General features: G+C 70.3%; 20 protein-coding genes, 2 tRNA genes and 1 pseudogene (1 of these 23 only partly in view). 9 read left to right on the forward strand and 14 right to left on the reverse strand.

Annotation, left to right across the window (positions count from 1 at the left end):
- Positions 1-574: pseudogene (locus D474_RS29680) on the forward strand (penicillin-binding protein) (it extends 1,753 nt beyond the left edge of the window).
- 67 nt (positions 575-641) lie between these two features.
- On the opposite strand, the gene D474_RS0122395 reads toward D474_RS29680, so the two are convergent.
- Positions 642-1,097 carry a GatB/YqeY domain-containing protein gene (locus D474_RS0122395; RefSeq protein WP_017615726.1) on the reverse strand — a complete coding sequence of 152 codons (456 nt, stop codon included), beginning with the start codon at positions 1,095-1,097 and terminating at the stop codon, positions 642-644.
- A gap of 102 nt (positions 1,098-1,199) precedes the next feature.
- Between D474_RS0122395 and D474_RS0122400 the strand changes: the two genes are divergently transcribed.
- Positions 1,200-2,117 carry a metallophosphoesterase gene (locus tag D474_RS0122400; RefSeq protein ID WP_017615727.1) on the forward strand — a complete coding sequence of 306 codons (918 nt, stop codon included), beginning with the start codon at positions 1,200-1,202 and terminating at the stop codon, positions 2,115-2,117.
- An 85-nt stretch (positions 2,118-2,202) separates the two neighbouring features.
- Positions 2,203-2,276: transfer RNA gene (locus D474_RS0122405), tRNA-Pro, on the forward strand.
- Between the two features lie 134 nt (positions 2,277-2,410).
- Here the strand turns inward: D474_RS0122405 and D474_RS0122410 are convergent.
- Both D474_RS0122410 and D474_RS0122415 read right to left on the reverse strand, forming a co-directional pair.
- Positions 2,411-2,782 carry a zinc-binding metallopeptidase family protein gene (locus tag D474_RS0122410; RefSeq protein WP_017615728.1) on the reverse strand — a complete coding sequence of 124 codons (372 nt, stop codon included), beginning with the start codon at positions 2,780-2,782 and terminating at the stop codon, positions 2,411-2,413.
- Complete coding sequence (locus D474_RS0122415) at positions 2,779-3,021, reverse strand: hypothetical protein (protein ID WP_017615729.1); 243 nt, start codon at positions 3,019-3,021, stop codon at positions 2,779-2,781. The genes D474_RS0122410 and D474_RS0122415 overlap by 4 nt, the downstream gene beginning before the upstream one ends.
- Positions 3,022-3,302: 281 nt before the next feature.
- Here D474_RS0122415 and D474_RS0122420 point away from each other — a divergent pair, with 281 nt between their 5' ends.
- A complete protein-coding gene (locus D474_RS0122420) occupies positions 3,303-4,757 on the forward strand; it encodes an amidase (RefSeq protein WP_017615730.1) in 1,455 nt (484 codons plus the stop codon).
- A 50-nt stretch (positions 4,758-4,807) separates the two neighbouring features.
- On the opposite strand, the gene D474_RS33010 is transcribed toward D474_RS0122420, so the two are convergent.
- The 5 genes from D474_RS33010 to D474_RS32845 all read right to left on the reverse strand — a co-directional run bounded on the left by D474_RS33010 (position 4,808) and on the right by D474_RS32845 (position 10,250).
- The gene (locus D474_RS33010; RefSeq protein ID WP_204367136.1) at positions 4,808-5,083 is read right to left on the reverse strand and encodes an Lrp/AsnC ligand binding domain-containing protein; all 276 of its coding nucleotides are present in this window, start codon (positions 5,081-5,083) and stop codon (positions 4,808-4,810) included.
- Between the two features lie 276 nt (positions 5,084-5,359).
- On the reverse strand, positions 5,360-5,734 hold the full coding sequence (locus D474_RS33015) for an Lrp/AsnC family transcriptional regulator (protein WP_204367137.1): 375 nt from the start codon (positions 5,732-5,734) through the stop codon (positions 5,360-5,362).
- Positions 5,735-5,954: 220 nt separating this feature from the next.
- Entirely contained in the window at positions 5,955-6,476 is a 522-nt protein-coding gene (locus tag D474_RS0122430; RefSeq protein ID WP_017615731.1) for a lytic polysaccharide monooxygenase auxiliary activity family 9 protein, read from the reverse strand.
- A 428-nt stretch (positions 6,477-6,904) separates the two neighbouring features.
- Positions 6,905-9,922, reverse strand: a complete 3,018-nt coding sequence (locus tag D474_RS0122435) for a BTAD domain-containing putative transcriptional regulator (protein WP_449289368.1) — start codon at positions 9,920-9,922, stop codon at positions 6,905-6,907.
- Between the two features lie 172 nt (positions 9,923-10,094).
- Complete coding sequence (locus tag D474_RS32845; RefSeq protein WP_017615733.1) at positions 10,095-10,250, reverse strand: hypothetical protein; 156 nt, start codon at positions 10,248-10,250, stop codon at positions 10,095-10,097.
- A gap of 555 nt (positions 10,251-10,805) precedes the next feature.
- Between D474_RS32845 and D474_RS0122445 the strand changes: the two genes are divergently transcribed.
- The 3 genes from D474_RS0122445 (at position 10,806) to D474_RS0122455 (ending at position 13,028) form a co-directional block, all read left to right on the forward strand.
- Positions 10,806-11,312 carry an NUDIX hydrolase gene (locus D474_RS0122445; protein WP_017615734.1) on the forward strand — a complete coding sequence of 169 codons (507 nt, stop codon included), beginning with the start codon at positions 10,806-10,808 and terminating at the stop codon, positions 11,310-11,312.
- Between the two features lie 173 nt (positions 11,313-11,485).
- The gene (locus D474_RS0122450) at positions 11,486-11,896 is read left to right on the forward strand and encodes a membrane protein (protein WP_017615735.1); all 411 of its coding nucleotides are present in this window, start codon (positions 11,486-11,488) and stop codon (positions 11,894-11,896) included.
- A gap of 286 nt (positions 11,897-12,182) precedes the next feature.
- Positions 12,183-13,028 (forward strand): DUF2786 domain-containing protein, encoded by an 846-nt coding sequence (locus D474_RS0122455; RefSeq protein WP_051051078.1) that lies wholly within the window; start codon positions 12,183-12,185, stop codon positions 13,026-13,028.
- A gap of 229 nt (positions 13,029-13,257) precedes the next feature.
- Here D474_RS0122455 and dnaN read toward each other — a convergent pair whose 3' ends face one another.
- Positions 13,258-14,412: a DNA polymerase III subunit beta gene (gene dnaN / locus D474_RS0122460; protein ID WP_017615737.1), complete on the reverse strand. Its 1,155-nt coding sequence runs from the start codon at positions 14,410-14,412 to the stop codon at positions 13,258-13,260.
- A gap of 101 nt (positions 14,413-14,513) precedes the next feature.
- Positions 14,514-14,981, reverse strand: coding sequence for a DUF4442 domain-containing protein (locus D474_RS0122465; RefSeq protein WP_017615738.1), 468 nt, complete (start codon positions 14,979-14,981; stop codon positions 14,514-14,516).
- Between the two features lie 117 nt (positions 14,982-15,098).
- On the opposite strand from D474_RS0122465, the gene D474_RS0122470 reads away from it, so the two are divergent.
- A tRNA-Ser gene (locus D474_RS0122470) sits at positions 15,099-15,187 on the forward strand.
- 54 nt (positions 15,188-15,241) lie between these two features.
- Here D474_RS0122470 and D474_RS0122475 read toward each other — a convergent pair.
- On the reverse strand, positions 15,242-15,451 hold the full coding sequence (locus tag D474_RS0122475) for a hypothetical protein (RefSeq protein ID WP_017615739.1): 210 nt from the start codon (positions 15,449-15,451) through the stop codon (positions 15,242-15,244).
- A gap of 238 nt (positions 15,452-15,689) precedes the next feature.
- On the opposite strand from D474_RS0122475, the gene D474_RS0122480 reads away from it, so the two are divergent.
- The gene (locus tag D474_RS0122480) at positions 15,690-16,610 is read left to right on the forward strand and encodes an FkbM family methyltransferase (protein ID WP_239647149.1); all 921 of its coding nucleotides are present in this window, start codon (positions 15,690-15,692) and stop codon (positions 16,608-16,610) included.
- A gap of 57 nt (positions 16,611-16,667) precedes the next feature.
- On the opposite strand, the gene D474_RS0122485 is transcribed toward D474_RS0122480, so the two are convergent.
- From D474_RS0122485 to D474_RS0122495, 3 genes are all read right to left on the reverse strand, one after another.
- Entirely contained in the window at positions 16,668-17,600 is a 933-nt protein-coding gene (locus D474_RS0122485) for a universal stress protein (protein ID WP_017615741.1), read from the reverse strand.
- A 90-nt stretch (positions 17,601-17,690) separates the two neighbouring features.
- A complete protein-coding gene (locus D474_RS0122490) occupies positions 17,691-18,605 on the reverse strand; it encodes a universal stress protein (protein WP_017615742.1) in 915 nt (304 codons plus the stop codon).
- Positions 18,606-18,782: 177 nt separating this feature from the next.
- The coding region (locus tag D474_RS0122495; protein WP_040704220.1) for a MinD/ParA family ATP-binding protein at positions 18,783-19,792 on the reverse strand (1,010 nt) is incomplete at its 5' end.

The raw sequence follows: 19,792 nt of genomic DNA on the forward strand, positions 1-19,792 counted from the left end.
CGCCGCCGCCTGGTTCGCCGGCTTCACCCCGCAGATGGCCGGCGCGGTCTTCGTCGGCGACCCGCGCGGCCCGCAGGAGTACCCGCTGCGCAACGTCAGCCTCGGCGGCCGCTCATACGGCCAGGTCTACGGCGGCACGATCCCCGGCCCGATCTGGCAGGAGACCTTCGAGGGCGCCCACGAGGGCCTCGACGAGGAGAGCCTGGCCTCGGCACCGTCGCAGTTCGGCTCCACCTCCGGCGGGGGCGGCGATTCCGACGACGACCCGGACGAGGACGCCAGCCCGACCAGCGACGACCAGGGCGTGCCCAACGTCGTCGGCCAGGACGAGTCCGAGGCGGTCTCGAACCTGGAGGACGCCGGCTACGAGGTCAGTGTCTCCGGCACCCGCGTGGCCTCCGACCAGTCCGAGGGCACCGTCGCCAGGGTCAACCCCGACCCGGGTACGACGTTGCCGGAGGGCGCGACCGTCAACGTGTTCCTGAGCGAGGGCGGCGGCACAGCTGCGGGTGACGAGGGACCGGAGCCGGTGCAGCCGGCCCTGCCCACGACACCGCGCGAGCGGCTCTTCTAGTCGTCCCGCACAAGCAGGCGCCCGGCACCGGGAACAACCCCGGTGCCGGGCGTTCGTCGTGGGGAAATCAGCCGGCGAGCTGCCGCTTGACCTCGGCCGCCACACGGGAGCCCTCGGCCCGGCCGGCCACGCGCGGGTTGACCACCTTCATGACCTGGCCCATCTGCTTGGGTCCCTCTGCGCCGGTCTCACCGATGGCGGCGGAGACGAGCTCGGACAGTTCGCCGTCGGTAAGCTGCTTGGGCAGGTAGTCCGAAATGACCTCGCTCTCGGCCCGCTCGGCCGCGGCCTGGTCGGACCGGCCTCCCTGGTCGAACGCCTCGGCCGCCTCACGGCGCTTCTTGGCCTCGCGGGTCAGCAGCTTGGTCACCTCGGCGTCGTCGAGGTCGTGCTGGGAGGACCCCGCGGACTCCTCAGTGGAGATGGCGGCCAGCACCATGCGCAGGGTGCCCGTACGCACCTTGTCGCGCTCCTTGATGGCGGCGGTCAGGTCGTTCTTGAGGCGGTCTTTGAGTTCGGACATGGCACAGATCCTACGGTGGCCGGAAGGCGGCCACCATCCGTTTCCCGTCCGGTGCCACACGCCGGCGGCGGCCCCACGATCGACGACGAAGGAGAACCCCGGATGGGCGACGACCGACGACTCACACGCCGGCTCGGGCGGGCGGCGGCCGTGACCGGTGCCGTCGGGGCGGCGGGACTGTTCTACGCCTCGGTCATCGAGCGCAACTGGTTCCGTCTGCGCCACTACGAACTCCCCCTGCTGCCGCCGGGGAGCCCGCGCCTGCGGGTACTGCACCTGGCGGACGCGCACCTGACGCCCGGGCGGCGGATGCTCATCGACTGGATCCGCGGGCTGGAGGAGTACGAACCCGACGTCGTGGTCAACACGGGGGACTCTCTGGCCCACCGCGATGCCGTCGGTCCCTTCATCGACGCGCTCGGGCCGCTGCTCGACCGTCCCGGCGCGTTCGTCCACGGCTCCAACGACCTCTTCTCACCGCAGTTGAAGAACCCGGCGCGTTACTTGTGGCGCACCAGCAAGCACGACTACTCCAAACGCCGCGTGCCCGACCTGCCATGGCGCGACCTGGGTTCGGCGATGACCTCCGCGGGGTGGCTGGACCTCAACAACCGCAAGGGACACCTCAAGGCCAACGGGGTCTCGGTGGCGCTCGCGGGGGTGCACGACTCCCACATCAAGCTCGATCGCTACGACGAGGTGGCCGGCCCCGCCGACCCTGACGCCGACGTGCGCCTGGGTGTGCTGCACTCGCCCGAGCCGGCGAACCTGTCCCGCTTCAGCGACGACGGGTACCAGCTGCTGCTGGCCGGGCACACACACGGCGGCCAGCTGTGCCTGCCCTACTATGGGACGCTCGTGACCAACTGCGGGATCGACCGGCAGCGCGCCTGGGGGCTGAACCCGTACGAGGGCTCCTGGCTGCACGTGTCCGGCGGTCTGGGCACCTCGCCGTACGCACCGGTGCGGTTCTGCTGCCGCCCGGAGGCCTCGCTCCTGGATCTCTTGCCCTCTGCCTGAACCCCGGCGGCCCCCGAGCACCGACGCCCGGAGCCGCCGATGTGCGAAGCACTCCTGAAGTCCGCTAGAATTGTGGACGTTGCTTCGGGGTGTAGCGCAGCTTGGTAGCGCGCTTCGTTCGGGACGAAGAGGTCGTGGGTTCAAATCCCGCCACCCCGACAGAGGCAGAAGGCCCGGTGAGGTTCGTCCTCACCGGGCCTTCTGCATTTCGGGACCGTGTCACGGCCCCGACAGCGGACGGGCTCGACGAGCGTCAGGGGCGGCGCGTCGTGCCCGGCCGGTCTCCACGACAGTTACCGGGACGTGCCCAGGTAGGCGAGGATTCCTGTGACGGCAGCGCGGGTGCCGGTGGTCAGGGTCGGTTCCAGGACGGGGCCGAAGTACGGAGAGTGGTTCACCGGGGGCTCACCCTCGCTGAGGTCGAACCCGCCGAACATCCAGAAGACCGAGGGCGCCCCGATGGAGTCGGCGAGGTGGCCGAAGTCCTCGCTCCCCATCAACGGTCGGGAGACGGCCACGTTCTCATCGCCGAGCTCGGCCCGCAGCGCGGACTCGACACGCTCGGTCTCGTCCAGGTCGTTGTGGCAGCGAGGGAAGGTGTAGATCTCCTCTACGAGCGGCTCCGGGGCGCCTGAGACGGCAGCCTCGCCGGTCGGGGTGGTCATTCAGCGGCCTTCTTCCGGGGATTCGGTGGCGTGGGCGTCGGGGTGGGAGGGGCCCCGGAGTCACGGGGCGGGCGACGGTCACGCAGGAACCAGGCCAGGACCATCGTCACCACCACGCACAGAGCCGTGGCGTACATGTCCAGCCCCGGGAGTACCGGGATCAGGACGAACTGGATGAGAAGCGCCGAGACGACCGCGATGGCGGTGGGACGGGGACGGCGCATCGTGGCCTTGGACAAGAACGCCCCTCTTTTCTGTGACGGGCGACACTTTTTCTTGCCCCTGTTCCAGACACCCTTCGGCAGGTGCGCCGGTGGTGGCAACACCCGATGGGAAAAGCCACGAAGATGGCCATTTCCGCCAATATGGCTCCCCCCCCCCCCCTGATGTTCCTAACCGTCGGACCACAGCGGAGACTGGGCCACACAAGCCCGGAAGATCCGGCAGGCCCCGGACGACCTGCCAGGTCTCCCGACGGACCCAGCAGACGCCGCAGTGGCGAAGGAGCCGGCAAGCGACCATGAACGAGATCCAGCAGATGTCCGCCACCGACCTGGTGGGCGCGATCCGCCGTCGCGAGGTCTCCGCGCTGGAGGCCGTCACCTCGCACCTGGAACGGATCGACGCGGTCAACCCCGCCACCAACGCCGTGGTCACCGTGGAACCGGAACAGGCCCTCGCCTCCGCTGACGCCGCTGACCGGCTCACAGGCTCCGGGGCCGACTTCCCTCCCCTGCACGGGCTGCCGATGACCCACAAGGACACCCACGCCGTGGCCGGGATGCGCAGCACCAACGGCTCCCGGGTTTTCGCGGACCTGGTACCGGCCGAGGACGACACCGTCGTCGCCCGACTGCGCGCCGCGGGCGTCGTCGCCACTGGGAAGTCGAACGTGCCGGAGTTCGGGGCCGGTTCGCACACCTTCAACGACGTCTTCGGTACCACCACCAACCCCTATGCCCCCGCACGAAGTGCGGGCGGTTCCTCCGGCGGGGTGGCCGCGGCCGTCGCCTCCGGCATCCAGCCGCTGGGAGAGGGCTCGGACATGGGCGGCTCGCTGCGCATCCCGGCGTCGTTCTGCAACGTGGTGGGGTTCCGTCCGTCCTACGGGGTGGTCCCCGCGGAGTCGGTGAACAACGACTGGGCGTGGCTGGGGCGTACCGGCCCGATGGCCCGGGAGGTCTCCGACATCGCCCTCTTCATGTCCGCCGTCGCCGGCCCCTCGGACCGGGTCCTGCCCCCGGCCCCGCTGACCGGTGCCGACTTCGCCGGTCCGGTGCTCGGGGACCTGAGCGGCGTACGGATCGCCTGGAGCCCGGACTTCGGGCTCGAAATCCCCGTGGAGCCGGAGGTCCTGGAGGTTCTCACCCGGCAGTTGCACGTCTTCGAGGAGGCCGGCGCGACTGTGGAGGAGGCCGCACCGGACCTCGCCGGCGCCGACGAGGTCTTCCGGACCACCCGCGCCATCGACTTCGCCTCCGCCCTGGGCCCACTGGTGCGTGAGCACCGGGAGCTCATCAAGCCCGAGGTCGTCTGGAACGTGGAGTCCGGGTGGGAGCTGACCGCACAGCAGATCATGGACGCGACCGCCACGCGCACCCGGCTGGCCGCTGCCGTCCGCGCCTTCTACTCGCGCTACGACCTCTTCCTGAGCCCGGGAGCTCAGGTGGTCCCCTTCGACGCCCGGCTGCGCTACCCGTCGGAGATCAACGGGTCGAAGCCCCAGACCTACCTGGACTGGATGCGTTCGGCCTGCGTCCTCTCGGCCACCGGGCTCCCTGTTCTGGCGATGCCGGCCGGTTTCACCCCGTCCGGGCTCCCCGTTGGCTTCCAGATGGCCGTGAACCACTACCGGGACGTGGAGCTGCTGCGCTACGCCAAGGCCTTCGAGGACCGTACGCGCTTCGTCGACCGCCGACCGGAGACCGGGGCCGGGCAGTACGAGCACGCGGTGGTGACGGTGGCCGCCGAGTGAGCACGCTCCGGGACAGTGACCGAGGCGCCCCGCGCCCGGACGGGACGCCTTCAGCCGACGGGCAGCATCCTTCCTCCGCGCTTGCGGGCGTGCAGCAGCAAGGTGGTCTCGACGCTCTCGGCTCGGGCGGCCCAGGCCGACTCGGTGGTGAACCGGTAGAGCGCAGCGTTGTCCGGGAGCGTCACGTTGGCGACGAGCTGGTGGTCGCCCGCCAGCGCGGCGGCGTACCGTACCTCCCTCTGCGCGGACAGTTCCCGGCCGATCCCGTCCACCCGATTCGGTGCCGCACGGATCCACAGCATGGCTTCCATGGGCAGTCCCACCATCGCGGGCTCCACCAGGGCGCGCAGGTGGACGTGGCCGTGCCGCAGCAGCCATTCGGTGCGGCGGGCNGGCGATCTCCTCGTAGCCGGCCCGCCCGTTCTCGGCCAGTACCTCCGCGATCCGCAGGTCCTGGGGTGTGAGTTCGGAAGCGACCGGCAGCTCGGTGTGGTCGGTGGAGTACTCGGAGGACAGTGCGGCGATCTGAGCCTCGCTCAGCGGCCCGGAGCGCCAGCCGCGGATCGTGCGGAAGTAGCGCAGGACCGGGTAGCTGACCGCGGTCAGCAGGCCCACGGTGGCGGGGACCTCAGTGCCGAGCACCTGGGGAGTCTCCCTGACTCGAACATCAGCTCTGCGACGCAGTCGGTGGCACCCGTGGTCATGTAGGCGAAGGTGCAGTCCGAGCGCTGGGCCAGCGACTCGGTGGCTGTTCGCGCGGTCCCGGGAGAGCAGCTGACCCGCAACACCGCGGCATCCGCGTGGGGCAGTATCCCGACGACGGCCACGGCTCCGGAGGCCAGCATTGCGCTCCCGCGCCGGGCCACTGTGCGCTCGGGTTCGGCCAGCACGGCGGCGATACTGCGCCACGAGGCGCGCCCGTCGACCTGCAGCGCTGCTGCTATGCGCTGCTCCAACCCGTCCAGGGCCCGGGTCATCTCAACACGCTTTCCACGGGGCCAGCCTAGGGAACGGTCGGCGCCCCGATCCCCGGAGGGGTTCCGGAGTCCGGGCCGGCGCATCCTGACCGCAGAGGATTCCGCTCTCTTTCCGGGTTCGGAACGAGGAGGCCGCAGGTCCACCCTGACGACCACGAAGGGCCGGTCCCGCGGGGCCGGCCCTTCGTCGTTCCCGGGAGTTGCCCCGGGAACCCGGGGGTTACAGAGCGCCGACGTTGACGTCGATGCAGGCGTAGAAGGAGTTGTCGGTGTCGGCGACGTTCCAGCGGGCGAGGATGGTCTGCTCGCCGCTGTAGCCGGACAGGTCGACGTCGTGGGTGAAGTTGGACGGCGGCTGGGCCCCGCCCTCGTCGAAGCTGTCGACCAGGTCGCCGTCGATGAAGTACTCCCACTCGGCGGTGGAGTGCGCAGCAGTGATGGTCCACTCCAGGCTCGCGGTCGTGCCCACGGGTGTGACGTCCCAGCCGTAGCTGTCGTCGTCGAGCTCGGAGAAGGCCTCGTTGCCGCCGGAGCAGCTCATCAGACCGGAGGGCCCTTCGACGCTCTGCGGTTCCCACTGGATCGGGCCGCACTCGACGACACCGGCAGCGCACTGGGCCTGTCGGCTCGGGGGGTCGGAGACGTAACCGTGCGCGCTGGCGGTGCCGGCGGGCATGAGGGCGAAGATCAGCGCGGTGGATCCGGCGACCGCGGCAGAGGAACGGAGGACTCGGTTCTGCATGAGGGGGAAGCCCTTCTGTCGGGTCACGGCCTCTGAGGGGGTCTCTGGGCCGCAGCGGGGGTGACCCGGGCCCGTCGGCCCAGGAGGGCGGAGCTCCGGCGCGGGGTCGGATATGCACCCGCACCGACGCGGACGGTGTCGTCCCGGTGCTCTCCGGGCGTCCCCGGAGAGCACCTTCCACCCGGTTCGCAAAACAGTAAACAGTCCTTATAGAAGCGTCAAGGCTCTGTTCCTGTCTTGTGCACGCGGGGGCACGCAGTGCCACCCCCGGCAGCTCGACACGGGCATCGGGGCCGACGCACTGGTACGCGCGGCACGACCGCGCAAGGGGCACTTCGAACTGGAAATATTATTAACAGATCAGGGTGTGGTCTGTTCGGGACTCCATCGACACGGAACCCGGCCCTCACCCGCAGGACAGACTTTCCTCACCAGACGTGCGAAGGATCCTCGGCCCCCGGCGACCGCCTCTCGAGCGCTTCGCGGGCGAGCTTCGCGTCGGACAGCTCGAGATCGGTCAGGAGCCGCTCGGCCGAGGCCAGCAGCGCGCACGCCCGCTCGTCGTCGACCACCGGCGCGGGCAGACCCCCCAGGGCGAGCGCGGCCTTGGCGCGGATGTACTGCTCGTCGCGTTCTTCCGCCAGACGCAGCGCCTTGTCCAGGGCCCGGGCCGCCTCGGTGTCGCGCCCGGCCGCGGCGTAGGTGATCCCGAGGTCGGCCAGAATCTCCGCGTCACCGCTGTGGTCACCCACGGAATCGGCCAGGTCCAGAGCTGTGGCGTGTTCCTCCACCGCGCGGCCCCAGTTCCCCGAGATCCGGTGGACGTTGCCGAGGGAGTTGTGCACGTAGATCCGATTGCCGGCCAGGGACAGCTTGATCGACAGCGCCAACGCCTCCTGGAGGTCGGCGAAGGCCCCGTCGGTGTCGCCCAGCCAGGCCCGGGCCTCACCCATCACACGGCGGTTGTGCGCGGCCGTCTCCTCCCGGTCGGTGCCGGAGGCGCGCTCCATGGCGCGCTCGGCGCAGTGGAGAGCCTCCTCGTACTGACCCAGGCTCTGCCGCAGCACGGCCAGGTTCCCCCACTGCAGGGACTCGATACCGGAGTTGCCGACCGCCGCCGCGTGCTCGAGGGCCTCCTCGATCGCTTCGGCCGACTCCCCGAAGCGCCCGACGCGCTCGTAGACCATGCCCAGGTTGGCGTTGACGCGCAGGATCCCCATGCTGTCGCCGAGCTCGAGGAGGATCTCACGCGCCTGGGTCAACAGGTCCAGGGCCTCCCCGAATCTGCCCGAGATGTAGTGCGCGATCCCGAGTCCGATCAGGGTGACCGCCCGCCCCCGGCCGCTGCCCTGGCGCTCGCTCACCTGCAGCGCACGCTGATGCGAGCTGACCAGGAGCGCCATGTGCCCCCGCAGGGCGTAGAACCGCCACACGAGGTCGGCCATGCGCCAGGCCTGGTCACCGAAGTCCCCGGAGGCGAAGAACTCGATGGCGTCGGCGAGGTTCTCGTGGTGGAGCGAGAACCACTCCTCCGCGTCGTCACGGGTCGACAAGTCGCTGCGGTGAGCACGCAGCGGGGCGGCCTCGTCCTCCTCCGAGACCCGGGGCCCGAGCAGGTCGGCGCCCCGCTGAGCAGTGTCGAGATAGTAGTGCGCCAGCGCCAATCGGGCGGCGTCGACGGGCTCCCGGCCGAGCACCGGGACCGCGCGGATCCGGCAGAAGTCCTTGATGAGGTCGTGCAGGCGGTAGACGTCGCCCTGAGGCTCGGAGAGCAGGTACATACCGACGAGCTCCTGGAGCATGTCGTCGGCCTCGCCCACGTCGAGGCCGAGCAGCGCCGCCGCCCCGGTCAGGTCGACGGTGTCGCCGATCATCGTGCCCAGGAGCAGGAACGCATGCCGCTGCTCGGCGTTGAGGCTCTGGTAGGACAGGTCGATCGCAGACTCGACGCTCTGCCCCTCCACCTGCAGCTCGCGCAGCCGCCGGTCGCGTTCGCCCAGCCGACGGGCCACGTGCGCGAACGACCAGCGTGGCCGGCTGAGCATTCGCCCGGCCACGACCCTCAGCGCCAGGGGCAGACCGCCGCACAGACGGGCGATGGCTCGGGCGCTGTCGGCCTCCTCCTCCACGCGGGACTCCCCCAGCACCTTGGACAACAGTTCCAGGGAGGAGTCCTCGTCGAACATCCCGAGGGAGACGAACTGGGCTCCGCTGATGCCGCTGACGTCCTTGCGCGCGGTGATAACGGTCAGCGACCCCGGGGAGGAAAGCACGAGCGGACTGACCTGCGTGACGTTGAAGGCGTTGTCGAGGATCAGCAGCACGCGGCGATCGGCCATCGTGGCACGCCACAGGGCGGAGCGCTCGTCCAGGGAGTCCGGAACGGCCTCGGGTGCCACCCCCACCGCCCGCAGGAGGGCCCCGAGCGCCGCGGCGGCGCTGAGCGGTCCGCGGTCGGTGTTGTAGCCGTACAGGTCGATGAAGAGCTGGCCGTCCGGGTAGTGCTCGGCGGCCTCGTGGCCGAAGCGTACGGCCGTGGTGGTCTTGCCCTCGCCGCCGGAACCGGTGAGCACGCAGACCTGCGCGCGACCGCCCCCGTCCACCAGGGCACGCATGCGGGACAGGTGCTCCTCGCGTCCGGTGAAGTCCGGCAGGTCGCGGGGCAGATCGTTGCGGACGACGTAGGTCTCGGCCGCCGCGGGTTCCTCGGAGACCGGACGCACGGCGGGCGGGGACTCCTCACGGAGGATGCGCGCGTGCAGGCTCATGACGTCGGCGCCGGGGTCCACGCCCAGCTCCTCGGCCAGACCGGACCGGAACTCCTCGTAGGCGGAGAGTGCCTTGGCCCGGTCGTTGTCGTGCCACAGCGCCGTGATGAGCAGGTGGTGGAGGCGCTCGCGGAAGGGTTCCCCGCGGGTGAGCGGGGTCAGGCGTGCGACGACGTCGCCGGCGCGGCCGAGGGCGAGAGCGTGTTCGGCCCACGCGATGACGGCGGCCCACCGCTCCTCCAGCAGAGGCGTGACCACCGAATAGGCGAGGTCTTCGGACCCGATCCCGGAGAAGGGGGTGCCGCGCCAGCACCGCAGAGCCTCCTCGAGCAGGTCGGCGGCTTCGGCTGCGGAGGCCTGCGCCGCGCGTGCGCGCAGACCCCGGAAGCGGTGCAGGTCGACGCTCGCGGGGTCGGCATCCAGCACGTAACCGCCGGGGGTGGTGGCGATGGACCCGGGCAGCAGGCGTCGGAGGTGGGAGATCTGGACCTGGATGACCGACCGGGCGGTGCGGGGCGGGTCGTCGCTCCAGAGATAACCGATGAGCTGGTCGAAGGTGACCTCGCGGCCGAGGTGCACCAGGAGCGCGCCGAGCACACACCTCTGGCGCGGTCCGCCCACCGTGACCGGGCGACCGTCGTCCCAGACGGTTATGGGGCCGAGCACACTGAATTCCACAATGGGTCAGCCTAGCAAGGTGAATTGGCGCAAAGGAGAAATGCACACAAGAAAGCGGCCCCGAGTACCCCCCTCCAAAACGATACTCGGGACCGGGTCCGTGCCCGTCCGTGGACGGTCGGTTCATGGTCCGTTCGGTGGACACCTCCATCGGGCGCCCGCCGAGCGGGTCCTATTTCTCCTGCGAGGGAGACTCCTCCGCGGGGGGCTCCTCGTCCGGCTGGTCCTTGCCGGGCTCGGGCTCCTCCAGGGGGCGCATCTTCGCGGCCGGCAGGACGCCGGCCACGATGCGCTCGAACTCCTCGTCCACGGTGAGCATCTTCGGCACTCGAACTCCTCTTCTCACAGCGCTCGCGTAGATCCGCAATGTGGCTCTACGCCGTCGATCGATCATCATCGGCCCCGTCTCCGGGCGGCGAGGCCACCCGCGGTGCCTCCGCCTTCACGAACACCGCGGGTGGCCCTGTGCCCAGCGATCGTCGCGTCGGTGTGACTCCCGCGAGCCGTCCTCTCGCGGGCACCGTCCGCGTCGAACACCTTTGACACTAGAGAGATCTTCTTACAGGAAGCTTTCAGTCCACTTTCAGGGGGCGGAGGACCGAATGGATCACCGACGGTCGCGCGGTGAGCACACTATGCCCACCACGTGAATCGGTGAAACTCCGTCCCTCATCGCAGGCAGGAGGCCCCGAAGAATCCCTCAGGGCGCCCGCCCTTTACGGTCGGACACCGTATCGACAAATGACATATCCGATACCCGTTCACCGGGGCCGAACCCGGGAACCACTCCGATTCGCGCTCTCCACAAGGCATGATCGTGCCTGGAACGTCGTTGTGCAGAGGACGGGGCACGACAGACCGGATGCGAAGGAGGACTGCCCGTATGCAGGACGGTGACGGCAACGGCTGGGTGCGGCTGCCCGACGGCTCCTACCGATGGGGCCTGTACGGAGCGGCGGGCCTGCTGCTCCACGCCACCGACACCCGCGGGGCCGGGCACGTGTTGCTGCAGCACCGGGCCGGATGGACCCACATGGGCGGGACCTGGGGCATCCCGGGCGGCGCACGCAACCGCGACGAGACCCCGCTCGAGGCGGCTGTACGCGAGTTCCGCGAGGAGGTCGCCGGCGACCTGTCCGGGTACACGGTCCTGGGCACCTACGAACACGACCTCACCCAGTGGCGCTACGACACGTTCCTGCTGGGGTTGCCGTCGATGGCGCCGTTCCACGCAGGTAACTCCGAGAGCAACGAGATCCGTTGGGTCCCCGTGAGCGAGGCCGAGTCGCTCCCCCTGATGCCGGCCTTCCGCACCGCATGGCAGGATCTCAGGCCCGGTCTGGAAGCCGCTCCCGCGGGCGGTTCGGCCTCGGGCACGGGCACTTCCTGAACCGCTGGTTCGTTCTCACCCCGAGGCCCCGTTCCCCGGACCCCGGCATCTCGGACCCCACTCGGGGGAAAGTCAGGGGCAGGCCCTGATGCACCCGGAGCCAGAACATTGCATGCTGAAAGGGACGACCCGGTCAAGAACGGGCGTCACGCGAATCGACTGGAGCGGTAGTCATGACGCTGGAGCGCGGTAGCGCATTCACCCCGGTCGCCTCGGCGACGATGGTCTGGCCCTGGGGACTGTCCATCATGGGCGGCGCTGCGGGCGGCGCCCTGTTCTTCCTTCTGAACCTCGGTACCGGTGCGCTGGCCTCCGGCATCGGGGCAGCCGTGATCTTCTTCGCGCTGTTCGGCGGTGTCGGCGGCGTGGTCAGCAAGAAGAGCGACCGCCGCGGCCGCCGCTGGGCCGCGAGCTACCCGTTCCGTTACGCCGCCGTTCCCGGCGTCGTCGGCGGTGCGGGCTACGGCCTCCTGCAGATGATCACCGGATCGGTCCTGGGCGGCCTGTTCGGCGGGCTGTTCGTGGCCGCCGCCATCTGGATCACCGTCGGTCTCATCGCGACCCTGGTCGGCGAGAAGAAGTGACCGCGAACGCACGTGTCCGTCCCCGGAGCAGTCGACCGATCGGGTGACGAACGCGTCAGCCCACGGCGAACGCCCCGCTGCGGTGGGGCGTTCTTCCGTGTACGGCCCCTTCGCCGGGCGGAAGTACACGCGAGAGTCTCCGATCCGCGTGGTCTCGGTCGAGGGGAACGCCTAAGCTCGACAGGTCTGCCGAATGTTCGCGCAGGCGACGTTCGGGGACGAGGCCGTCCGCACGCACACCCACGGGAGACGACCGGCGCCGATGACTGAAGCTGCCCGTCAGAAGATGGTCGAGCGGGTCCGAGGGCTCCTTCGCATGGCGGAGGACCCCTCGGTCACCGATGCCGAGAGCCAGGCCTTCACCGCCAAGGCCGCCGAGCTCATGACCCGCCACGCGATCCAGGAGGCCGAGGCCCGCGCAGAACGGGGCGAGGAACCGGACGCGATCAGCCGCATGGACCACGTGGTCACCGGTGTGGGCGGGCACGGCAAGGCCCGCGTGAAGGCCCTGGCCGATATCGCGGCCGCCTACGGTTGCCAGTCGGCGGTGCGCGGCAACACCTCCGACACCACCGACCGCACCATCATCCTGGTGGGCACGGTGGACGCCCTGGAGGCCCTGCAGCTGCTCTTCCCGTCGATCTCCAACCAGATGGAGGCCTCGGCGAAGTTCATGAGTTCGACGCACGTGGCCGACATCAGGGAGCTGCGCAATTACACGCGTTCGGAGCTGGAGACCGAACGCAAGCGCTACTACCGCTCGTTCGTGCGCGCCTACGGTCAGGCCGTCGCCGAACGCATCCGTGAGTTCCGGGCCCGAATGCAGGAGAACGCCGGGAACCCCGGGGCGGACGGGGATTCCGAGGAGCAGGGTTCTCAGGAGTCCTCCCGCGGTGCCGACCTCGTTCTGCGCGAGGACGTGCACCGGGTGCAGGAGGAGTTCCAGAAACAGTTCCCGCAGTTGCGCAAGCACCGGCCAGAGCGCACGCACAGCGCCGCCGGCTATCGTGCCGGGTACCGCCGGGGTCGCCAGGCGGAGCTGGGGCTGGAGACAACCGTGGAGAGCGGCGAGAAGGACGCCTCGTCCCTTCCGGAGAACGCCGAAAAGGCCGGGCAGGGTTCCACACGCTGACGTGAGCCCCTCCCCGGGGGCCTCTGAGCGGAAGTTGTCCACAGGCTGTGCACAAGGCACGCCAGAAGGCATTTCCGCACGTCATGCCGGAATTTCCAGGACAGATGCTGCCTGATTCGGCTCTTTCCAGGGATGATGACCCTGGGTTGTCCACAGGCCCAGGAGACTGCCTGTGGATAACTTTGTGGACAAGTGGGAACCGCCGACCGCAAGGCCGAAAAAGGGCAGTTCAGGACACCCGCAACGGTTGCACCAGGTACCGGAAGGCCGGGTCCCGGTCCTCGCCCTCGGGCAGGTCGGTGAACACCGCGGGTTTGGTGGGCTCGGTGAAGTTGAGCCGGGCCCGCTCCGTCTCCACCCCCGACAGGCCGTCCAGGAGGTAGTCGGGACGGAAGGCCAACCGCAGCGGGTCGCCCTCGTAGTCGACCTCGATCGCCTCGACCGCCTGGGCGTCGTCGCCGGACCCGGCCTCGAGCACCACCTCGTCCTCGGAGAACGCGAGCCGCAGCGGGGTGGTGCGGTCGGCGACCAGAGCCACGCGTTTGACGGCCTCGAGCAGGGGAGCGACTGTCACGTGGGCGCGCCCGGAGAACCCGGCGGGGAACCACGAGCGGTACTTGACGAAGTCACTGTCGATGAGGCGCGTGGTGGTACGGCGCTCTCCGCTCTCGAAACCGATCATGCCTTCGCCCGGGGACAGGCTCACGCCCTCGCCGACGGTGACCGTGGACAGCGCGATGTCGACGTTCTCGCCCGTCACGAGCCCGCGCACGGTGTCGGAGAGCGTACGCGCAGGTACGAGCGCGGCCACGTCGATCGAGGTGTCGGAGGGCAGCCACCACAGCTCGCGCACAGCGATGCGGTAGCGATCGGTGGCGACCACGCTCAGGCTGTCGCCGGAGAAGTCGAGGTAGGCGCCGGTGAGCATGGGCAGGGTGTCGTCGCGGCTGGCCGCCGGCGTTACCTGGCGGACCGCCTGTGTGAGCGCCTGAGCCGGAACCGAACCGATGCGCGGGGGCATGCCGGGCAGGCTGGGGTAATCCTCGAGCGGCATGGTGATGAGGGTGAACCGGGCCGCGCCGCCGCTGATGAGCACACGCGAACCCTCGCTCCGGATCTCGACCGGGCCCTCGGGGAGGTTGCGCACGATCTCGGCCAGGAGGCGGCCGGGGATCAGAGCGCTGCCGCCCTCGTCCACCTCGGCCCGGACCGAAGCGCGGGTGGAGACCTCGTAGTCGAACCCCGACAGACGCAGGGAGGGGCTGTCCTCGGGCGCTTCCAGACGCATGCCGGCGAGCACCGGGACAGCGGGGCGTGCGGGCAGGGCCCGTGCGGTCCAGGCGACCGCGTCGGCGAAGGCGTCGCGGTCCAGTCGCAGTCTCACTGCGGGGCCTCCTCGTCGGTGGTTGCGTGTGGCGACACGTTAACCGGAGGCCCCGACTGAACCGGGAAGATGTGTCCGGCCGGAACCGGCCGGGCCCGGGCTCACTTCTTGTTGGGACGCAACGTCCACACGACGGTCATACGCCCGGTGACCGTGCCGTCGTCGGTGCGGAGCTCGATCTCGACGGGGAACTCGGGGCGCTCGCCCTCGTCGAGCTCGGCCACGATCTCGTCGCGGTCGCGGCCCAGCTTCGCGTCGGCGGTGACGTCGCCCATGGCGAGCTTGAGGTAGCGGATCTCCGCGCTGACGGCCAGCGGAACAGCGCGCTCGAGCTGGTCGCCGAAGGTACCGATGACGATCGCGCCGGAGGCGGACTCGGCCAGGGTGAACATGGCGCCCGCGTGCGGGCCGCCGACGTGGTTGTGGTGGTCGCTGTTGTCGGGCAGGCGCATCACGGCATGCCCGTGGTCGAGGTCGGTGAAGGTCACACCCAACGTGCGGGCGAAGGGGACCGAGGCGAGGAAGCCGGACTTGACCATGTCCGCCGTCTCAGCGTTCATCTGTGTCATGCCAGTCATGTTACTCACAGGTAACACGAGTGCGCCACCCTCGGGAACCCACACTCCTCACGGCATCCACACGCGCGCGTGGGCTACCATGACTGGCGGAGACGCGGTTCTCCCCCAGGAGGGTTCGCATAGCGGCCGAGTGCAGTGCTCTTGAAAAGCACCAAGTCCTTGACGGGGCTTCGTGGGTTCAAATCCCACACCCTCCGCACAGACCGGGGCCGGTGGCAACGCCACCGGCCCCGTCGCGTTTCGACCGACCTTCAGCCCCGTCGGAGCGACAGGACGGCCGCCTCCAGCCGGAACCCGACCGCGAGCAGGGCCAGAACCACCGTTGCCAGACCCAGCCAGGGCGCCGGGACCACGGCGTAGGCGAGCAGTACCAGGACGCACATCACCGTGAGCACGACCCCCCAGGCACGGGCCCACGAGGCGGTCGAGCGGTCGGGAGGACTCGTCGGACTCTGCACCATGCCTTCAGTCTCCACCCCCGGGTGGGGCCCCGGGAGGCGGCCCCGACGTGATGGACGCGCGGTGACACGTCGGTGAGCACCCCTCGAAACCTCCGTGCCGCACCCCCTCCATTCGCTTCCCGGCGGGCATAGTGGGCCCCGCATCCCCCGCAGTGAAGGCCCCCAGACTTCGGGAGACCCTGTGGACACGAACCCGATCCGCGGCTTCGTAAGAAGGCACCCGGCGCTAAGGCAGGCGGTGCGGAGGATCCGCGGCCGTCTTCCCCCTCGTCTCGGCGGGATCGACCCGTCCGGGGTGCCGGGTCGGCGCAGCTTCGAGCTGGCCCTGCCCCGGCGCGGGGACGGACGCTCCCCGGCCCCAGGTCCGGCGTCGCTGTCCCTGAACGCACCGAGCGGGCTCTGGGTCCCGCGGAAACTCGAACAGGACGGGCTCTCCGGGTTCGAACCCGAGACCCTCGCCTGTTTCCTCGCCACCCTGGACCACGCCGGCCCGGGAGCGGTCCTGGACGTGGGCGCGAACGTCGGGGTTTACGGCCTGCTCGCCGCCACACAGAGCACACGCCCGGTCCGGGCCTTCGAACCCACACCGCAGATCGCGGACACCGCGCGGGAGCTGGCCGCCGCCAACGGCCTCCGGGTCGAGGTGGCCGAGATGGCGCTGGGCAACCGCACAGGCCACGCCTCATTCACGCTCTCCTCCACCTCCGACGCCTCCAACTCCCTCGCATCAGGGTTCCGCCCCGAGGCGGGCCGCATCGAGGTGCGCGTGGACACTCTCTCCCGCTGGTGCGAGCGCAGCCGCACCACTCCGGCCGTGATCAAGATCGACACCGAGACCACCGAACCGGACGTCATCGCCGGAGGCCTGGAGACGCTGCGCGAGTACCGACCGTGGATCTTCTGCGAGGTCCTACCGGGGCACGGGGTGGAGGAACGCCTCATGGAGCTGCTGCACCCGCTCGGCTACAGCTGGTACCAGCTCGGCGACGAGTCCCCTCCCCCGGAGCGCACGGTGATCGACGGCCGGATCGCCGACGGCGCCCAGCGCATGTGGCTCTTCGCGCCCGAGCCGCCCGCCGACGCCCTGTGGGAGGACACCCGCGCCTGGCGCCGCGCCCTCGACGTCTGCCACCCGGCGGCCGCCGCCCACCGCAGCTGAGACCCCTGGACGAACGAAGGCCCCCGCCGCAGCGGGGGCCGTGACGCGCGGAAGGGCTCAGCCCTCGTCCTCGTCACCGTGCTTGGGCAGCACCACGACCGGGATGTGCGAGCGGTGCAGGATCCCTTGGCTCACCGAACCCAGCAGCAGGCCAGTGACCGTGCCGCGGCCGCGGGAACCGACCACGATCGCGTCGGCCTCGTCCGCGGCGCGCAACACGGCGTCGACCGGGTTGGACTGGGTCCGCACGACGCTGACCTCGATGTTCACGTCGTCGCGGTCCTCGAGGGCTTCCGCGAGCAGTTCGGCGACCAGCTCCTCGGACTGCTTCTCGAACACGTCCTCCTGCGGCTGGAAACCGGCTGCGGTCATCGCGACGGGATCGTAGGGGTACGGCACCTCCCAGCTGTTGACCACGACGAGCTCGCCCTCGCTCTCGGCGGTCATGTCCACCGCCAGGCCCAGGGCGCGACGGGCGTTGCGGGAGCCGTCGACACCGACGACGAGGCGGTCGAGGGAGGTCGTCGCGGGACGGCCCTGGTCGTCGTGGGGCACCACCACGACCGGGCAGGGGGCCTGGGCTGCCACACGCACACTCACCGAACCCACGAACAGGGACGCGACCGTACCCAGACCGCGGGTCCCGATCACAATGAGGTCGTGCGGGTGGCTCTGCCGGATCAGCGCCAGCGGGGCCTCCTCCAACGCGGTGACGGTCTCCGTCTCCACGTCGGGCTCCTGCTCGGTCGCGTGCGCCCGAGCCTCGGTCAGCACACTCGTGGCCTGGCCGCTGATCTCCTCGGTCGGCTGGAAGCGGGCCGGACCGCCGTAGGCCGAGACGATCAACGGCATGCCCAAGGCGTGCACGATACGCAGCACGGCCCCGCGGCGAACGGCCTCCGCGGCCGACCACTCCAGGGCCGCCCGGGAGTGGTCGGAGCCGTCGACACCGACGACGACCTTGGGCGTGTGCTCCTGGTGTCCTGCCATGTTCTCCCCCTTAGCGACTGTCACCCGTCCTCAACGAGTGCAGCAGGTTCACGTGGTATCGGCACAGGTCGGAAGGTACTTCCCTGCCCGTCAACCGGCCTCGTCAGCGTGCGGCGGAAGGACCGCGACGGGCATCCGGGCATGGTGGAGGACCCCCTGGCTGACCGAACCCATGACGAGCCCCGCCGCACCGCCGCGCCCGCGGGACCCGACGACGACCAGGTCGGCGCCATCCCCTTCGTCCAGGAGGGCGGTGACGGGGTCGGCCTGCACGCGCACGGCGCTGATGTCGAGTTCTTCGGTGTGTGCGTCGGCGACCTCCGCGAGCACACCGGCCACGATCTCCTCCGACTGGCGGTCGAAGACCTCCTCGTGCAGAGACCGGGGGTCGTCGGCCAGTGAGGCGGCGTCCTCGGGGAGAGGGACCTCCCAGCTGTTGACCACGACCACGGATGATTCGGTGTCCCGTGCCTCGCGGAGGGCGAAGCGAAGGGCGCGGCGTGAGGAGTCGGATCCGTCCACGCCCACCACGATGCGACCGCGGCGTTCGCTCGGCCCTTCGCCCTCGGGAACGACCACGACCGGGCAAGGGGCCTCCGAGGAGGTCTTGGCACTCACCGACCCGTGCATGAGGGCGCGCACCGATCCCAGTCCGCGGGTCCCGACGGCGATGACGTCCTGGCCGCGCGCCTCGTTGATCAGCACGGCCGGCGCGTCCTCGGGGGCCAGAACGACCGCCACCGACAGGTCGGGGTGGATGGCGGAGACGTGCTCCGCACTGTCGGCGAGCACCCGGTGGCCCGCCGTACGCACCTCCTCCGAGACCGTGTGGCGCTCGGGCGGTGTGTAGGCCGCCAAGACCATCGGCATGCCCATACCGTGCACGATCCGCAGGTGCACCCCGCGCCGGGCCGCATCGTCGGCGGCCCAGACCAGTGCGGCATGTGCGTGCGGCGAACCGTCGACCCCCACGATCACCGCGGGCGGTCGCTCCTGTGCGTTCATCCTCGAACCCCCTCGGTTTCATTGTCCGCGAAGCGGTCCGGGAAACCGGAGAGGCGCCGGGGCCTGTTCGGCGTCACCCGCCGTCACCGTCAACGGACACCTGACGGCGCAGTACTTCTCGTGGCAACGGAAGGCGCCCGCCGAACGGGCCCCGGCGTGCTGCGCGTCCCCGGCCGCTCACCCCGGCTGCCCGAAGGACTCACCGACGGAGGCTGCGAGCTGCAGGTAGGCGTCCTTGGTGGCCGGGTCGAGCTGTTCGAGGTCGACCTCGGCGCCCTCCTCCAAGTGCCCGTCCCAGGGGACCCGCACCACACCCCGGCAGCGCCCGGCGAAGTGCTGTTCGAGGCGGCCCAGATCGACGCTGCTCTTGCTGTTGGACCGCACCATCGACAGGACCACGACGGCCCCGCGCACCAGCCCGACGTGACCGTGTGCCTCGAGCCAGTCGAGGGTGGCACTGGCGCTGCGGGCCCCGTCGACGGACGCGGAACTGACGAGTACGACCTGGTCGGCGAGGCCGAGCACCCCCCGCATCGCCGAGTGCAGCAGGCCCGTTCCGCAGTCCGTGAGGCAGATCGAGTAGAAGTGCTCGACGATCCGGGAGACCTCCCGGTAGTCCTCCTCGCTGAAGGCCTCCGAGACCGCAGGGTCCCGGTCGGAGGCGAGGACCTCCAGGCGGCTGGGCGACTGCGAGGTGAAACCGCGGATGTCGGCGTACCGGGAGATGAGGTGGCGTTCGTTGAGCAGGTCGCGGATGGTCGCCGCGGTCTCCAGGCGCACCTTGTCGGAGAGCGTGCCGCGGTCGGGGTTGGCGTCCACGGCCAGTACCCGGTCGCCGCGCAGCGAGGCCAGCGTGGCGCCCAGGGCGACAGTGGTCGTGGTCTTGCCGACCCCGCCCTTGAGGCTGAGCACCGCGACCCGGTGGTGCCCGGTCGCCACCGGGGTGCACGCACGTGCGACCAACTCACGTTGACGCAGCACCTTCGCGGACTCGCCGGGGTTCACTAGCCCGAAGGTCGCGCTGTGCACGGCCTTGCGCCACCCGCTGCTGGGCCCCTGCCGGCGGTTGCGCACAAGGGTCGCGGCCTGGAGGGAGTCGGAGGTCTCGCCGTCCCCGCGGTCGGTCACCGGCGGCGGGCCCGCGGAGCCGGACGGGGCAGCAGCGCCGGGCGGGGCGCTCGGGCCGC

The organism is Nocardiopsis salina YIM 90010, from assembly GCF_000341025.1.
GTDB lineage: Bacteria > Actinomycetota > Actinomycetes > Streptosporangiales > Streptosporangiaceae > Nocardiopsis > Nocardiopsis salina.

Excerpts from the sequence above, each read along its gene's own strand:
- D474_RS0122445 (WP_017615734.1), top strand. The coding sequence starts at position 10,806 with ATGCAGGACGGTGACGGCAACGGCTGGGTGCGGCTGCCCGACGGCTCC.
- D474_RS0122485 (WP_017615741.1), bottom strand. The coding sequence starts at position 17,600 with ATGGCAGGACACCAGGAGCACACGCCCAAGGTCGTCGTCGGTGTCGAC.
- D474_RS0122410 (WP_017615728.1), bottom strand. The coding sequence starts at position 2,782 with ATGACCACCCCGACCGGCGAGGCTGCCGTCTCAGGCGCCCCGGAGCCG.
- D474_RS0122450 (WP_017615735.1), top strand. The coding sequence starts at position 11,486 with ATGACGCTGGAGCGCGGTAGCGCATTCACCCCGGTCGCCTCGGCGACG.
- D474_RS33015 (WP_204367137.1), bottom strand. The coding sequence starts at position 5,734 with ATGACCCGGGCCCTGGACGGGTTGGAGCAGCGCATAGCAGCAGCGCTG.
- D474_RS0122455 (WP_051051078.1), top strand. The coding sequence starts at position 12,183 with ATGGTCGAGCGGGTCCGAGGGCTCCTTCGCATGGCGGAGGACCCCTCG.
- D474_RS0122490 (WP_017615742.1), bottom strand. The coding sequence starts at position 18,605 with ATGAACGCACAGGAGCGACCGCCCGCGGTGATCGTGGGGGTCGACGGT.
- D474_RS0122465 (WP_017615738.1), bottom strand. The coding sequence starts at position 14,981 with ATGACACAGATGAACGCTGAGACGGCGGACATGGTCAAGTCCGGCTTC.
- D474_RS0122400 (WP_017615727.1), top strand. The coding sequence starts at position 1,200 with ATGGGCGACGACCGACGACTCACACGCCGGCTCGGGCGGGCGGCGGCC.
- D474_RS0122430 (WP_017615731.1), bottom strand. The coding sequence starts at position 6,476 with ATGCAGAACCGAGTCCTCCGTTCCTCTGCCGCGGTCGCCGGATCCACC.
- D474_RS0122420 (WP_017615730.1), top strand. The coding sequence starts at position 3,303 with ATGAACGAGATCCAGCAGATGTCCGCCACCGACCTGGTGGGCGCGATC.
- D474_RS0122475 (WP_017615739.1), bottom strand. The coding sequence starts at position 15,451 with ATGGTGCAGAGTCCGACGAGTCCTCCCGACCGCTCGACCGCCTCGTGG.
- D474_RS0122395 (WP_017615726.1), bottom strand. The coding sequence starts at position 1,097 with ATGTCCGAACTCAAAGACCGCCTCAAGAACGACCTGACCGCCGCCATC.
- D474_RS33010 (WP_204367136.1), bottom strand. The coding sequence starts at position 5,083 with ATGGTGGGACTGCCCATGGAAGCCATGCTGTGGATCCGTGCGGCACCG.